Source organism: Amycolatopsis sp. GA6-003 (genome assembly GCF_046267895.1).
In the GTDB taxonomy this organism is placed as follows: domain Bacteria; phylum Actinomycetota; class Actinomycetes; order Mycobacteriales; family Pseudonocardiaceae; genus Amycolatopsis.
This window is the reverse complement of sequence record NZ_CP176499.1, coordinates 8,466,529-8,480,812: the sequence shown is the minus strand read 5'-3', so window position 1 is coordinate 8,480,812 and position 14,284 is coordinate 8,466,529. Positions and strand designations below refer to the sequence as shown.

At 72.5% G+C, this 14,284-nt stretch carries 12 protein-coding genes; 8 read left to right on the top strand and 4 right to left on the bottom strand.

Annotated features, from left to right (window positions below):
• Positions 1 to 77 precede the first annotated feature (77 nt).
• Positions 78 to 1,694, bottom strand: a complete 1,617-nt coding sequence (locus F9C12_RS38465; RefSeq protein ID WP_409463719.1) for a carboxylesterase/lipase family protein — start codon at positions 1,692 to 1,694, stop codon at positions 78 to 80.
• A gap of 43 nt (positions 1,695 to 1,737) precedes the next feature.
• Positions 1,738 to 2,559 carry an alpha/beta fold hydrolase gene (locus tag F9C12_RS38460; RefSeq protein ID WP_409463718.1) on the bottom strand — a complete coding sequence of 274 codons (822 nt, stop codon included), beginning with the start codon at positions 2,557 to 2,559 and terminating at the stop codon, positions 1,738 to 1,740.
• A 209-nt stretch (positions 2,560 to 2,768) separates the two neighbouring features.
• Between F9C12_RS38460 and F9C12_RS38455 the strand changes: the two genes are divergently transcribed.
• The 4 genes from F9C12_RS38455 to F9C12_RS38440 all read left to right on the top strand — a co-directional run bounded on the left by F9C12_RS38455 (position 2,769) and on the right by F9C12_RS38440 (position 8,372).
• A complete protein-coding gene (locus F9C12_RS38455) occupies positions 2,769 to 3,602 on the top strand; it encodes an IclR family transcriptional regulator (protein WP_409463717.1) in 834 nt (277 codons plus the stop codon).
• A gap of 132 nt (positions 3,603 to 3,734) precedes the next feature.
• Positions 3,735 to 5,285: an AMP-binding protein gene (locus F9C12_RS38450; RefSeq protein WP_409463716.1), complete on the top strand. Its 1,551-nt coding sequence runs from the start codon at positions 3,735 to 3,737 to the stop codon at positions 5,283 to 5,285.
• Between the two features lie 76 nt (positions 5,286 to 5,361).
• Positions 5,362 to 7,593: a CoA transferase gene (locus F9C12_RS38445; RefSeq protein ID WP_409463715.1), complete on the top strand. Its 2,232-nt coding sequence runs from the start codon at positions 5,362 to 5,364 to the stop codon at positions 7,591 to 7,593.
• Positions 7,594 to 7,604: 11 nt separating this feature from the next.
• Positions 7,605 to 8,372, top strand: a complete 768-nt coding sequence (locus F9C12_RS38440) for an enoyl-CoA hydratase/isomerase family protein (protein ID WP_409463714.1) — start codon at positions 7,605 to 7,607, stop codon at positions 8,370 to 8,372.
• Between the two features lie 41 nt (positions 8,373 to 8,413).
• Here the strand turns inward: F9C12_RS38440 and F9C12_RS38435 are convergent, their stop codons facing one another.
• Positions 8,414 to 8,749 carry an indolepyruvate ferredoxin oxidoreductase subunit alpha gene (locus F9C12_RS38435; protein ID WP_409463713.1) on the bottom strand — a complete coding sequence of 112 codons (336 nt, stop codon included), beginning with the start codon at positions 8,747 to 8,749 and terminating at the stop codon, positions 8,414 to 8,416.
• A gap of 17 nt (positions 8,750 to 8,766) precedes the next feature.
• A complete protein-coding gene (locus tag F9C12_RS38430) occupies positions 8,767 to 9,753 on the bottom strand; it encodes an NAD(P)/FAD-dependent oxidoreductase (RefSeq protein ID WP_409463712.1) in 987 nt (328 codons plus the stop codon).
• A gap of 226 nt (positions 9,754 to 9,979) precedes the next feature.
• Between F9C12_RS38430 and F9C12_RS38425 the strand changes: the two genes are divergently transcribed.
• From F9C12_RS38425 to F9C12_RS38410, 4 genes are read left to right on the top strand one after another with little or no spacing between them, the layout of a single operon-like run.
• Positions 9,980 to 11,206 carry an aromatic ring-hydroxylating oxygenase subunit alpha gene (locus tag F9C12_RS38425; RefSeq protein WP_409463711.1) on the top strand — a complete coding sequence of 409 codons (1,227 nt, stop codon included), beginning with the start codon at positions 9,980 to 9,982 and terminating at the stop codon, positions 11,204 to 11,206.
• Positions 11,206 to 12,138 carry a hypothetical protein gene (locus F9C12_RS38420; RefSeq protein ID WP_409463710.1) on the top strand — a complete coding sequence of 311 codons (933 nt, stop codon included), beginning with the start codon at positions 11,206 to 11,208 and terminating at the stop codon, positions 12,136 to 12,138. Before F9C12_RS38425 ends, F9C12_RS38420 begins: the two co-directional genes overlap by 1 nt.
• Positions 12,135 to 13,406 (top strand): M20 family metallopeptidase, encoded by a 1,272-nt coding sequence (locus F9C12_RS38415; protein WP_409463709.1) that lies wholly within the window; start codon positions 12,135 to 12,137, stop codon positions 13,404 to 13,406. Before F9C12_RS38420 ends, F9C12_RS38415 begins: the two co-directional genes overlap by 4 nt.
• Positions 13,403 to 14,269 carry an alpha/beta fold hydrolase gene (locus F9C12_RS38410; protein WP_409463708.1) on the top strand — a complete coding sequence of 289 codons (867 nt, stop codon included), beginning with the start codon at positions 13,403 to 13,405 and terminating at the stop codon, positions 14,267 to 14,269. Before F9C12_RS38415 ends, F9C12_RS38410 begins: the two co-directional genes overlap by 4 nt.
• The last annotated feature ends 15 nt before the right edge of the window (positions 14,270 to 14,284 follow it).

Sequence of the window (14,284 nt, the reverse complement as noted above, 5' to 3'; positions counted from 1 at the left end):
AAATCCGGTTGGGTGGACGTAGGGTTGGGCAAGAGCGGGACCGCGGCAACGCCGGGGTCCAGTCAGCGGACCGCGGACTAGCGGGCCACGCCCATGCGGTGGGCGAACTCGTCGGGATCCAGGTCCAGCCACCGGTAGCCGATGCTGTTCCACAGACCGCAATGCTGGGCCGCGGCGAAGGTTTCGGCGCTGACCGCCGAACTGCCGCCGGTCTTCAGCACCATCGCCCGGTTCTGCCGGACACTGCGCCACTCGGCCTGGCCCTCGGCGTCGGGCGATCCGGTGCGGACGAAGGCGCCCCAGTACCGGACCATTTCCGCGGAGAGCCGGAGTTTGTCGCGGTCGTAGCCGCTCGTCGGGGTCGGCCAGAGGTACGCCTGGTCTGCCGCGTGGGAGGCGCCGGGGTCGAAACCGGCCGGTGCGGGCGACGGGCTCGGCGCGTCGAAGCGGTAGAGGAAGGTCTTCGGTTCGTACTTCGCGAAGGTGCGGGCGAGTTGCGCGTATTGGCATCCGCCGAGCCCGTAGAAGACGCTGGAATCCGTCCACACCGCACCGAGGGCGTACGCGGCGGTGTCGCTGGCCGGATAGTTCCGCAACGGGTACTCCTTCCGCACGTCGGCCGCGTGGTCGCCGTAGAGGTATTCGAGGCTCTTCTCGTACTGCTCGGGAGTGGCCTTCGCGAACGGCCGCGCCCAAGCGCGCACCTCGTCCCGGGTGCTGCCGATCAGCAGCGGGACTCTGGCGAATCGGCCGGTCTGCACGGCGGTCATCGGCGCGATCGGCAGTTCGGGGACGCCGGCGGTGGGCAGCGGTCCGGAGAGGATTCCGCCGCGGAACCCGGCGCTCGCGCCGAGGATCCGGGAGGCCGGTTCGGCTCGCAGGCAGTCCGCCGGGTTGGCCGCGGCGCCGCATCCGGCGTCGTTCGTGAACCGCTGGCCGGCGGCGCGTGCTTCGGCGACGGTGTGGCTCGGGCATCCGCCGCTCTGGATGATCGCGCCGTCGATCAAGCCGTGCGTCATCGGCGAGGCGAGCAGCGAGCAGACGGAATGGCCGCCGGCGGACAGGCCGGAGATCGTCACAGCGTCGCGGTCGCCGCCGAACTGGCCGATGTTCTGCTTCGTCCAGCGCAGCGCGGCGATTTGGTCGAGGAGGCCGTAGTTTCCGGCGCCGGACTGGCTGAGCCCCGGAAGGTTCAGCAACCCGAAGACGCCGAGCCGGTAATTGACGGTCACGACGACGATGTTGTTTGTTTCGGCCAGCAGCGAACCGTCGAATTCGTCGCCGGAACCGCTCGAGAAACCGCCGCCGTGGATCCAGAACAGCACCGGAAGCCGCTGCCCGCTCGGCCGCGCGGGCCGGTAAACGTTGAGGTTGAGGCAGTCTTCGTTGACCGTCGAGCGCGACGCTTGCGGGCAAGCCGGGCCGTAGCTGGTCGCGGGCCGTACGCCGGTCCATTTCGCCGCCGGTTGAGGCGGTTGCCAGCGCAGGTTTCCGACCGGCGGTGCCGCGTACGGGACGCCCAGGAAGGAGTCGACCGCGCCGGTCGTCTTGCCCTGCAGGCTTCCGGTGTCCGTCTGCACGGTCAGCGAATACGGGCGGTCTCCGCCAGCCGACGCGGTACTGCCCGCGAGGACCGGCAATCCGGCCGCCAGCAAGGAAACGACAACGCCGAGCCAGGCGAATCTGTTTTTCATCTGTGCTCCTCGGTGGTGGGCGAGGCGAGGGAGGGAGTACGGATCAGCGGGCGAAGCGCCGCAAGAACGGGAGCACCGCGGCGGCCACGTCGTGCGGTTTGTCTTCCATCAGCGCTACGGTCCCGCCCGCGATCACTGCCTGCCGCACCGACTCCGCCGCCGTCAGATGCGCGGCCAGCGGTTCGAGCGCGGGCAGGGAGAACGGGTCGCCGTCCGCGCCGAGCAGCAGCACCGGCGCCCGCACGCTGCCGATCCGGTGCTCCATTTCGTAGCGCGCGCAGGCGAGATGGCCCTCTCGCGGATCCACGCCCGGGGCGAGGGCGTCCCGGACGAACCGGTCGAGCAGCGCGGTCGCCCCGGACGGGTAGTACGGCCGCCGTTGCTCCCACCAGCCGAGCAGGTGCGCGCCGCCCGGATCGCGGCGGGCGTCGTCCACGCCGGGACCGTCCACACGCGACTTCCGGTAGGCCGCGTCCGCCCATGGCGCCGAGGAAAGCACCGCCGCGGTGACCCGTTCCGGTGCCGCGGCGGCGATTTCGACCGCGACCGCGCCTCCGGTGTGGTGCCCGACGATCGCCGCCCGCTCCACGCCCAACGCGGTCAGAGCGGCGAGCGTGCCCTGGGCGTAGTCCTCGATGCGTTGCGGGGCCGGGAGCGGCGTGCTGTTGCCGAAGCCCGGCAGGTCGAGCGCGAGCACCCGGTAGCCGACGGCGAGAAGCGGCTGCAGCTCCCGGAACTCGTCGAGCGAACGCGGGGTCTGGTGCACCAGGACGACGGCCGGGCCTGCCCCCTGCTCCGCGTAGTGCACCTGTCCGCCGGGCACCGGGACGTACCCGTACCTGGGCGGAACTGTCGTCGGCACCATCGGCCTCCCTCGAGCTGGGGTTCGCGCTCGCGACGCGGCGAGCAGTGCCCGGGAGTGTTCGCCTTCCGCGCCGCCGGGCCTACCGTCCCGGTCCGCCCACCGGACCCGGGAGCGCGACCGCGGGGCAACGGCGGGGTGACCGGCGCTGGACTTGGATCTTGCCGCCTGGTGATAATCACGGCTCGTTCCCCGACCGCCGAGGAGGCGCCGTGACCGCACCGGATGGCGGGCGCCCGAGTTCGGTGCTCGGCAAGGCGCAGCTGCTGCTCGGCGCGTTCGAATCGGGCGCCTACCAGCTGGGGCTCACCGAGCTGAGCCGCCGCTCCGGCGTGCCGAAGGCGACCGCCTACCGGCTGGCGCAGGAGCTGACCGCATGGGGCCTGCTGGAGCGCCGCGGCGATCTTTACCAGCTCGGCCTGCGGATCTTCGAGCTCGGGCAGCGGGTGCCGGCGTCCGCGGTGCTGCGCGCGGTCGCCCGGCCCGCGCTGACCGACCTGTTCGCCGCGACCCGCGCCACGATCCACCTCGCCGTGCTGGACGGCGTGCACACTCTCTTCCTGGAGAAGGTCGCGGGCGAGGCCAACATCCACTCGCATTCCCGCGTCGGCGGGCGGCTGCCCGCGGCGGGCACCGCGACCGGCAAAGTGCTGCTCGCGGCCGCGCCGGACCTGGAGAGGCACCTGGCCCAGTTCCGCGAGGCCGGGTTTCCCCACCTCACTTCCCGCACCGTGTCCACCGTGGACGACCTCCGCAAGCAGCTGACGGCGGTCCGGGCACAGGGATTCGCGCTCGAGATCGAGGAAACCATGCCCGGCGCCGGCAGCCTCGCGGTCCCGGTGACCGGCGCGGACGGAACTGTCCACGCGGCGGTGTCGACGACCGGGCCGGTTGCTCGCCTCGCCCCTCGACGGCTGCTGCCCGAGCTGCGCTCCACCGCCGCGACGATCGCGCGGGCGCTCGACCGGGCGCTGCTGACCGCCTCCGAGGTGCGCAACGAACGCACCGCACCCGCGCCTGCTCCGCTCCGGCACGCGGCGGGCTGACCATCGCGCGAACGCGCAACCAGACGCTCCCGCAGAAGCACAACGAAGCCGCACCTGCCCGCCGCGGGCTGACCGGTCCGCTGACCGATCCACGCGCTTGGCCGCCCGTCGCGCCCGCCCGACGATCACCGCGTGGACGAGACCCAGCCGCACACCCTGCCCGACCTGCTCACGCTCCGGGCTCGACAGGACCCGGACCGTGAGCTGATCCGCTTCGAAGACGGCCGCGGCCTGCGCGTCGGCGACGTCGACGCCGGATCGCGGACGCTGGCCGCCCGGCTCGCGCTGCCGCCCGGCACCCGGGTGCTGACCTGCCTGCGCCCCGGCCGCACGGCGGTGGAGCTGCTGTTCGGCCTCGCCCGGCTGGGCGCGGTGGAAGTGCCGCTGGCGCTGGACGGCACGGCAGCGGCCGCGGAAGCGCTCAGGCGTTCCACCGGAGCGGCCTTGCTGATCGCCGGCACCTCCGCGCTCGCCGCCAACCCCGCGTCAGCCGCTCTGCTCCCCCGGATGGAACGAGTCGTGCTGGTCGCCGAGGACGATGACGGGCCGTCCGGTCACCCGTTCCTCGACGAGCTGCCCGCGACCGCGGTCCGCGAGCACCGTCCCGCGGCGGAAGACCTGCTCGTCGTGCTGTCGACCTCGGGCACCACCGGCCGGGCCAAGGCGGCCGAACTCCCGCAGTTCGCGGCGATCCGGCACGCGCGCCGGGTGGCCGCGACGATGCGGTACGGCCCGCGGGACGTGCTGTTCAACGTCTTTCCGTGGAATCACGTGAACGTCCGGCACACCGCGCTGCTGCCCGCGTTGCTTACCGGAGCGCGGCTGGTCGCGCACCGGCGTTTCTCGGCTTCGCGGTTCTGGGACGTCTGCCGGGCCGAAGGCGTCACGGCGTTCAATTTCATGGGCGCGATGCTGGCGATCCTCGACCGGCAGCCGCACTCCGCCCGCGATCGCGACCACGCGGTGCGGCTCGCCTACGGCGCCCCGGCTCCCGCCGCGTTGGCCGGGAGATTCCGCGACCGGTTCGGGGTGCGGGCGCTGGAGGCCTACGCGAGCACCGAACTCGGCGACGTCGCGGCCAACACTCCGGACGACTGGCGTCCGGGGACCGCGGGACGGGTGGTCCCGGAGTACGACGTCGAGATCCTCGACGAAGCCGGCCGGCCCCTCCCGCCCGGGCACACCGGGCAGATCGCCGTGCGCGCCCGTCTGCCGCACCTGCGGTTCCGGGGCTACGCGGGCGATCCCGCGGCCACTGCGGCGGTCCTGCGCGACGGCTGGTTCCGCACCGGCGACCGCGGCCGCCTCGACGCCGACGGGTACTTGGTCTTCGCCGGGCGGCGCGGCGACGTGATCCGCCGGCGCGGGGAGAACATCGCGACCTGGGAGGTCGAGCAGGTGGTGCGCGCCATGCCCGGCGTGGTCGACGCCGCCGCGGTCGGGGTCGAATCCGACCTCACCGAACAGGAAATCCTCGTCGTGCTCGCCACCGCCGACCGGACCGTCGACGGGCCGGCGGTGCACGAATGGTGCCGCACCCGGCTGCCCCGGCACGCCCGCCCCCGGTATGTCCGCATCGACCGCGAGCTGCCGCGCAACGGCAGCGGCAAGGTCGTCAAACGCCTTCTTCCGTCCACAGTGGACGGATCCGCCTGGGACGCCGAGCGCCGGTCCGCTGGGTGAACCGGAATCCGGCTTTCCCGCGCTGCGGCTGCCTACGGTCGGCAGGTCATTTCCCGTTTCCGCCAGGAGGATCCCGGTGCGCGTACTCGACCTGACCGACGAACTGGCGCGGCAGGGCGCCCGGCTGCTGGTCGGCCTCGGCGCCGACGTGGTGCGGGTCGACCCGGACGACCGCCTGCCGGAGGCCGAGCGGATCCATTGGCACGCCGGGAAAAAGCTCGCGGACGAGGCCGCCCTCGACGCGCTCGCCGCGGAAGCGGACGTGGTGCTGGAAAGCGGCCCGGCGGCCCGGCTGCGCGGGCTCCGCCCGGACGGCTCGTCGCGGTGGCCGCACGCGGTCCACGTGGCGGTGACCCCGTTCGGGCTGACCGGCCCGCGCCGCGGCTGGGCCGGCGGCGATCTCGTGCTCGCCTCGGCCGGCGGGATGACCTGGCTCGGCGGGAAGCCCGGCGGCCAGCCCCAGCCCCCGCCGCGGGAACAAGCCCTCCAGCTGGCCGGAGCGCACGGCGCGATCGCGGCCCTGCTGGGCGTGCTCGCCAAGGACCGCACCGGCGCCGGGCAGCTGATCGACGTCTCCGCGCAGGAAGCGGTCGCCGCGACCCTGGAGACCGGGGCGATCTCGTGGATCCACGCCGGCCGTTTCCCGGTCCGCAACGGCGGCGTCTACGACCATGTCGCGCACCGGATCTTCGCGGCCGCGGACGGCTACGTCGCGGGCGGCTACTCCGGCAGCGAGCGCATGTGGACCGATCTGCTGGCCTGGCTGGCCGAGGAGGGCGAGGCGGACGATCTGCTGGACGAGCGGTTCGCCGACCCGGTGCTGCGCTGGGCCGAGCGCCCGCACGTCGACGAGGTGCTCGCGCGGTTCGTCGCGAAACGCACCGCGCGGGAGGTCGCCGAGCAGGGCCGGGCCCGGGCGCTGCCGTGGGCCGAGGTCGCTTCGCCGAGCCAGCTGACCGGCAACCCCCAGCTGCGCGAGCGGAAGTTCTTCGTTTCCGTCGACGGGACCGAGAACGCCGGTTTCCCCTGGAACGCACCCGGCCTGCCCCGGCCGGTCGCGCTGTCGCGGCTCGCCGAGGGCGGGTGGGGCGGCGCCCCGCGCGAGCCGCGGGCCGCCCGCGGCAGCCAGGCCCTCGAAGGGGTCCGCGTCCTCGACCTGACCTGGGTGCTGGCCGGGCCGTACGCCACCAAGATCCTCGCCGAGCACGGGGCCGACGTCCTCAAGGTCGAGTCCCGGCACCGGCACGACCCGACCCGGTTCTCGCCGTCCATGCGGCTGCGGCCGGACGCCGGACCGGACGACTCGGGCTACTTCCTCAACTTCAACCGCGGCAAGCGCAGCCTCGCGCTCAACCTCCGCACCGAAGCCGGCCAAGCCGTCCTGCGCGACCTGGCTGCCCGCTGCGACGTCGTCGTCGAGAACTTCAGCCCCGGGGTGCTGGCGAAGTGGGGCCTGGACTACGAGTCGCTGCGCGAGCTGAATCCGCGCGCGATCCTGGTGTCGATGTCCGGCGTCGGCCACACCGGTCCCTGGCGGAAAGCGGTGACCTTCGCCGACACCCTCGCCGCGATGTCCGGGCTGTCCAGCGAAACCCGCGACCCGGGCGAACCGCCGCAGGGACTGGCGTTCGGCCTCGGCGACATGGTGGCCGCCAACGCCGCCGTGCTCGGCGCGCTCGATCTGCTCGCCCGAGGAGAGGGCGGGCACGTCGACCTGTCCCAGCTCGAAGCGATGGCCGCGACGATGGGCCCAGCGGTACTCGACGAAGGCCGCGACGACCCGCGCACGGCGGCGCATCCGAACCGATCGCCGCACGCGGTGCCGCACGGCGTCTACCCCGCGGCCGGGAAGGATCGGTGGATCGCCATCACCGCGCAAGACGAAGCCCAGTGGGCCGCTTTGCGCGACCTGGCCGGTCTCCCCGGCGACGGAGACCTCGCCCGGCGGCGGGCGGCCGAGGACGAGATCGACGCCGCCCTCGCCGCCTGGACCCGCGGCCAGGACGCCGCCGGCCTCGCTGCCGAGCTGCAGGCCGCCGGGATCGCCGCCGCTCTCGTCGCGACTGGCCGCGACCTGGTCGAAGCCGACGAACACCTCGCCGCACGCGGTTTCTACCCCACGCTGGAGCATCCGATCGCGGGCGCGGTGCGGCACGAAGGCATCGTCGCCCGGCTGTCCGCGACGCCGGGCGCGCTGACGACGCCCGCTCCCCTGCTCGGCCAGCACACCGAAGAGGTGCTGCGGGAACTGCTGGATCTCGACGACGACCGCCTCGCGGCCCTGCGCGCCGCCGGGGCGACCGAATGAGAGGAGTGCGCATGCCGGTCCTGACCATCGCCCGGGACTCGGGGGTGGCGACCATCCGGATCGACCGTCCCCCGGCCAACGCGGTGAACCCCGCGATGATCGAGGAATTCCTCGGCGTCCTGCCTCCGCTGCTGGCCGACCCCGGGGTGCGGTGCCTGGTCCTCACCGGCTCCGGCAAGTTCTTCGTCGCCGGCGCCGACATCGCCGTCATGCGCGATCTTTCCGACGCCAACCAGGCGAAGATGCGCCGGTGGATCGACGTGCAGCGGCTGCTCGAACGAGCCGCGAAACCCGTCGTCGCCGCGCTCAACGGGCACGCGCTCGGCGGCGGAGCGGAGCTGTCGCTCGCGTGCGACGTGCGGATCCTGTCCGCGACGGCGAGTTTCGGGTTTCCCGAGATCGCGCTGGGGCTCTTTCCCGGCGCGGGCGGCAGTCAGCGCCTCCCCCGCCTGGTCGGCCCGCATCTGGCCAAGCGGCTGATGATCGACGGAACGCGGCTGTCCGCGGCGCGAGCCTTGGAGCTAGGCCTGGTGGACCAGGTGGTCGAGCCCGAAGAGTTCGACCGCGTGGTCGCGGAAACGGCCCGGGGATTGGCCGCCAAACCGACCGCTGCGATCGGCGTGCTCAAGCGCATCGTCGACGAGGGGTACGGGCTGCCGATCGAAGAAGCGTTGCGGTACGAGGAAAAAGGCGTGCGGGAACTGACCCGCACCGCGGACGCCGCCGAGGGACTGCAAGCCTTCCTGGACAAACGTCCGCCGGAATTCACCGGGCGCTGAGGAAGGCGGCACCGAGCTTTCCCGGTGCCGCCCTTCCCGTTTCAGTACTGCGCGACCATGGGGGTGTCCACTCCGAGATCGCCGACCGTGCCCGCTCCGCCGGGAGAGCCCAGCGGGGCGTCGCGGCCGGGAAGGGGCTGCTCGAAGAACGCGATCGAGTCGGTCACGAACACCGCCTTGCTTTCGTCGCCGCGCGCCTTGCGGTCGACGAAGATCGCGTCCACCGGGCACTCCGGTTCGCAGGCGCCGCAGTCGATGCATTCGCTCGCGTTGATGTAGCTCTTGCGGTCGCCGACGTAAATGCAGTCGACCGGGCAGACGTCCAGGCACGCCCGGTCGGTGACGTCGATGCAGTTGGCTCCGATGACGTAGGCCATGGTTTTTCCCTTCCGGATCAGGAGTTTTCGGTCGAATGCCCGGGGAACAGCGGCAGCTGCGGGTCGAGCGCGACGGCGGCGTTGTTCACCGCCGTGGCGACCTCGCCGAAGCCGACCGACATCAGCCGGACCTTGCCCTCGTACTCGGTCACGTCCCCGGCCGCGTAGACGCGGTCGAGGCTGGTCCGCATCCGCGAGTCGACGACGATCGAACGGCCGCGCAGCCGCAGGCCCCACTCGTTGAGCGGGCCGAGATTGCTGACGAAGCCGAGCGCGGCGACCACACTGTCCACTTCGAACACCCGCGGCGCGTCGTCGCCCCGCACGCGCACGTGGGCCTGGCGCAGCGATTCGCCGCCGGTCAGCGCTTCGACCTCCGCGTCGGTGACCACGGTCGCGGTGCTCTCGGCGACCGCGGCGACGTTCGCGGCGTGTGCGCGGAACGCGGACCGCCGGTGCACGAGCGTGACCGACCGCGCGATCGGCTCCAGCGCCAGCGTCCAGTCGACCGCGCTGTCCCCTCCGCCCACGACGAGCACGTCCTGGCCGCGGTGCGCGTCCGGGTCGGCGACGAAGTAGCTCAAGCCTCGGCCGAGGTAGTCCTCCCCCGCCGGGAGTTTGCGCGGGGTGAACGTGCCGATCCCGGCGGTCAGGATCACCGCCCCGGCCCGGATCGGCTGCCCGTCGGCCAGCGTGACCTCGGCCCGGCCGTCCGAGGCGTAGCCCAGCGTCACGGCCTGCCTGCCGAGCAGGTACTCGGGTCCGTACTGCCCGGCTTGCTCCAGCAGCGCGGCCACGAAATCGCGGCCGCGCACCCGGGGCAGCCCCGCGACGTCGAGGATCTCCTTTTCCGGGTACAGCGCGGAAATCTGCCCTCCCGGCTGCGGCAGCCCGTCGACCACCACGGTGCGCAGCCCGCGAAATCCCGCGCAGTAGGCGCCGTAGAGCCCGGTCGGGCCGGCCCCGACCAGCAGGATGTCGGTGTCGATGGGCGTGGGGGGCATGAGCCGACCTCCGTCGATGCGATGTGTCTGAAGTGGACAGACCGTGTCCGCGGCTGACCGGGACGGTAGGCGAGCGCCCCGCCCGTGCGGGCGCCGCGCGGACCGGTGAGCGGACCGCGGAGCGGATTCCGGACCGGGGTCCGGTGAGCGGACCGGAGGCATTGGCCTGCCGGGCCCGCGGTGGTGGACTCGCGCCCGGCTTCGGCACAACGAACTTGGAGCGGTCATGAGCGTGCAGAACGGGGAGAAGACCGGCGCCGCGCCGCGCGGGCGGAACGCGCGGCCGGGAAGGCTTCCGGGCCGGCAGGACTGGTCGAGCTGGCCGCACTACCAGGCCGCGGCGGCCGGGTTCCGCGGCTATTGGTACCCGGTGGGCCACGCCTCGCACTTCACCGGCAAGCCGAGGCAGATCACGCTGCTCGACGAGAAGATCGTCCTGGTCCGCGACGGCGGCGCGGTGTACGCGCTCAAGGACCGGTGCCCGCACCGCGGAGTGCCGCTCTCGCAAGGCAATCAGCAGTTCCCCGGCACGATTTCGTGTCCGTACCACGGCTGGACCTTCGACCTGAAGAGCGGCGCGTTGAAGGCCGTGATCACCGACGGCCCCGGGTCGCCGATCTGCGGCAAGGTCGCCCAGCCCACCTATCCGGTCGAAGAACGGCTCGGCCTCGTGTGGGTCTTCGTCGGCGACGGCGAAGCCGCCCCGCCGATCGACGAGCAGCTGCCGGAAGAACTGGTCGGCAACGCCGCGGTCGTCGGGTCGAGGATCCAGCCGCGCGAGGGCAACTGGCGGTTCGCCTGCGAAAACGGCTACGACGAGGGCCACGCGAAATACCTGCACCGCACCGCGTTGTGGCGGCTGTTCAAGCCGATGCCGGTGTGGAACGAGACTTCGATCGTGCAGCGCGGCCGGTGGATCTACCGCGTGCAGGACAAGCAGTACTGGACCGCCGACTTCCCCGGCCTCGGCAAGTGGGACAACCAGGCGTGGTTCAAGCTGCGCCCGCCGAAGGAGGTCGGCAACATCGGCAACACGAGCACGCACCGCGAAACCAACCCGGTGATCGCGGCCCAGCAGTTCCCCGGCTTCGCCTCGGTGAGCATGCCGGGCGTGCTGCGCATCGTGTACCCGACCTTCATCCACTACGAGTTCTACGTCCCGGTCGACGCGGGCAACCACCTCTACGTCGGCGTGCTGGCCAGCTTCCAGCGCGGCTGGAAGGCGCTGCCCTTCTACGCCAAGTACCTCGGGTTCGTCCGCTGGCTGTTCCACGGCCAGTTCTCCGGGCAGGACAAGTGGATGGTCGAGGTGACCGACGCGCCGCCGGAGAAGCTCTACCGCCCGGACGATTCGCTGCTCAAATGGCGCAAGCTCGCCGAGGACACCTGCGAGGACCGGGCCGAGCGGCTCAGCGCGCAAGGCATCGCGGTCCCGGCTCCGGAGGCGCGCTGATGGCCCGCGTCGTGCTCGGGGTCGGTGCGTCGCATTCGACGCTCATGAACACCCACTGGGACAAGGTCGTGCACACCGGCCGCGCCGAACGGTTCCGGGACGCGCTGCGCGAAGCCCGCGACGAGATCGCCGCCGCGGAACCCGATCTCGCGGTCATCGTCGGCTCCAACCACTTCCGCGGCTTCTGGCTCGACCTGATCCCGCCGTTCACCCTCGGCGTCGGCGAGGTCATCGGGTCCGGCGAAGCGAAAACCCCGTCCGGGCCGCAGAAAACCGCCCCCGGATTCGCCCAGCGGCTGGCCGGAGACCTCGTCGAACGCGGCACCGAGGTGGCGATCTCGGCGCGGCTGCAGATCGACCACGGCCAGACCCACGCGATCCAGTACCTGCTGGACGGGCTCGCCGTGCCGGTGGTCCCGCTGGTGGTCAACGTTTTCGCCGCCCCGCTCCCCCGCCCCGACCGGTGCGCCGAACTCGGGCGCAACCTGGCCGAGGCGATCGAAGCGCTGCCGGAAGACCTGCGGGTCGTCGTCATCGCCTCGGGCGGGCTGTCGCACCAGCTGCCCTGGCCGGACGACTGGCGCGCGCCCGAGGGCGAGGACGAGGAATTCCTCGTGGAAGCCTGGCTCAACGGACGCGGCGACTGGGAACGCTACGACGGCCGCCGCCGGAGCATCATCACCGGCGCCCGGCCGGTGCTGTTCCCCGAATTCGACGAGGCGTTCCTGGCCGATCTGGAACGCGGCGAGCTGGCGAAGTACACCTCGATGACCACCGAGGAGATCGGCAAGGTCGCCGGGAACGGCGGCCAGGAACTGCGCACCTGGCTCGTCATGGCCGCCGCGCTCGGGTTCGCCCCGGGCCGCGCGCTGGCCTACTCCCCGATGCCGGAGTGGCTGACCGGCATGGGGGTGGCGGTGATCCGGCCGTGAACGACCTCGAAGCCGTGCTGGAGCGCGTCACCGAGGACCGGCTCCGCGCGGCCGCGCACGCGGTCGCGGACATCCCCAGCCCGACCGGGCGGGAAGCGCCGCTGGCCCGGCTGCTCGCCGCCCGGCTGTCCGCCGCGGGTTTTTCCGCACAGCCGCAGTACCTCGACGAGTTCCAGGCCAACGCGGTCGGCCGGCTGCGCGGCGCCGGCGGCGGCGAAGACCTCATGCTGTACGCGCCGATCGACACGCTGACCACCGGACAGTCCGAATTGGACGTTCCGTGGATCGGCCCGGAACTGCGCCCGGACATGCTCGCCGAGGCCCGCGACGAAGGCCCGTTCGTCTCCGGCCTCGGCGCGAGCAACCCGAAGGGGCACGCCGCGTGCCTGCTGGTGCTCGCCGAGGCGCTGGGAGAAGTCCGGCCCGCGTTGGCCGGGGACGTGGTGGTGGCCTTCGGCGCCGGCGGAATGCCCACCAACGCCGTCGAAGCGCCCGGCTATCCCGCGCGGGCCAACACCGGCCACGGCGCGGGGTGTTCCTTCCTGCTGGAACGCGGATGGCACACCGACCACGCGGTGATCGCCAAGCCCGGCGATTTCGTCGCCCACGACGAGGTCGGGCTGTGCTGGTTCGAGATCGCCGTGCCGGGCATCCACACCTATGCCGGGAGCCGCCACCGGCTGCCCTACCGCAACCCGATCGTCGCCGCGGCCGACGTGGTGACGCGCCTGGAACGGTGGCTGGCCGGCTACCCGGCCCGCCACCGCACCGCCACCGCCGCGCCGCAGGGCGTGATCGGCTCGATCGCGGGCGGCTGGGAACGGATGCTCGCGGTCACCCCCGCGGCGTGCCGGATCCGCGTGGACCTCCGGATCGCGCCGGGGACCAAACCCCTTGCGGTCAAACGGGAACTCGCCGCGTTCCTCGCCGAGATCGATCCCGCGCTCGAACTGGAGATGGTCCTCGCGGTCCCCGGCACCAGCACGCCGCCGGACTCGAGAATCGTCCGGACCGCGATCGAGGCGTGGGAGCGGACCTCGGGCCGGAGCCACGATCCGGCTCCGGACAACAGCGGCGCCACCGACGCCAACATCCTGCGGGCCCGCGGCATCCCGACCGCCCGCGTCGGCATGCCGAAGGTCGCCTCCGCCGGCTTCGACGTCGATTTCAGCCGCGGCATGAACACCGTCGACGTCCGCGCCATGCGCCGCCTCTGCGAGGTGCTGGCGCGCACCGCCTTGTCCATCACCGGGAAGGAAGCAGCATGACCCCACCGCCCGAAAGCCGCTTCGCGGACGCGGACGGCGTCCCCTACCACTACCACGACCTCGGCTCCGGGCCGGACACCGTGTTCCTGCACGGCGGCGGCCCCGGCTGCACCGCGTGGAGCGACTTCGGCCCGGTGGCGCCGTTGTTCGCCGCCGACCGGCGCTGCCTGCTCGTCGACATCCAGCAGTACGGCAAGTCGGCGAAAACCCCGATCACCGGGCCGATGTGGGACCACCACGCCGCCAAGACCGTCGCCCTGCTCGACGTCCTCGGCGTGGAGCGCGCGGATTTCGTCTGCAACTCCTGGGGCGGCACGATCGCGCTCAACCTCGCCGCGAAATACCCGGACCGGGTGCGGTCGCTGGTCGTGACCGGCAGCATGCCGGTGTTCTACGGCCCGCTCGCCCCGCTGCCCGAAGGCGCGCGCCGCGGGCGCAACGCCCGCGACGCCTACTACGGCGGCGAAGGCCCGACCCGGGAGAAAATGCGGCGCCTCATCACGAGCCTCGAGTGGTACGACGGCGAGAAACTGCCCGAGGAAACCCTGGACCTGCGGTACGCGCAAAGCCTCGACCCGGGCGAGCGCGAACTGGCCGCCATGTCGGACTCCCCCCGCGGCGACTGGCAGGACCTCACCGACGAGCTCGGCCGCGTCCAGGCCCCGGCGCTGTTCGTCTGGGGCATGCACGACGCGTTCCTCACCCCGGACTACCCGCTGATGCTGGCGCGCATGGTCCCGAACGGAAACCTGCACGTGATGGACCACGTCTCCCACCATCTCCAGGAGGAACGCCCGCACGCCTACCACGCGGTCGTCGACGGGTTCTTCCGTTCCCTGGCCGGAAACGAGGCGCCCGCGTGAAAACCGTGCTCGCCC

What these genes read in the sequence shown, in the direction of transcription:
- F9C12_RS38465 (WP_409463719.1), bottom strand. Translation starts at nt 1,694, where the DNA reads ATGAAAAACAGATTCGCCTGGCTCGGCGTTGTCGTTTCCTTGCTGGCG.
- F9C12_RS38460 (WP_409463718.1), bottom strand. Translation starts at nt 2,559, where the DNA reads ATGGTGCCGACGACAGTTCCGCCCAGGTACGGGTACGTCCCGGTGCCC.
- F9C12_RS38440 (WP_409463714.1), top strand. Translation starts at nt 7,605, where the DNA reads ATGCCGGTCCTGACCATCGCCCGGGACTCGGGGGTGGCGACCATCCGG.
- F9C12_RS38435 (WP_409463713.1), bottom strand. Translation starts at nt 8,749, where the DNA reads ATGGCCTACGTCATCGGAGCCAACTGCATCGACGTCACCGACCGGGCG.
- F9C12_RS38430 (WP_409463712.1), bottom strand. Translation starts at nt 9,753, where the DNA reads ATGCCCCCCACGCCCATCGACACCGACATCCTGCTGGTCGGGGCCGGC.
- F9C12_RS38425 (WP_409463711.1), top strand. Translation starts at nt 9,980, where the DNA reads ATGAGCGTGCAGAACGGGGAGAAGACCGGCGCCGCGCCGCGCGGGCGG.
- F9C12_RS38420 (WP_409463710.1), top strand. Translation starts at nt 11,206, where the DNA reads ATGGCCCGCGTCGTGCTCGGGGTCGGTGCGTCGCATTCGACGCTCATG.
- F9C12_RS38410 (WP_409463708.1), top strand. Translation starts at nt 13,403, where the DNA reads ATGACCCCACCGCCCGAAAGCCGCTTCGCGGACGCGGACGGCGTCCCC.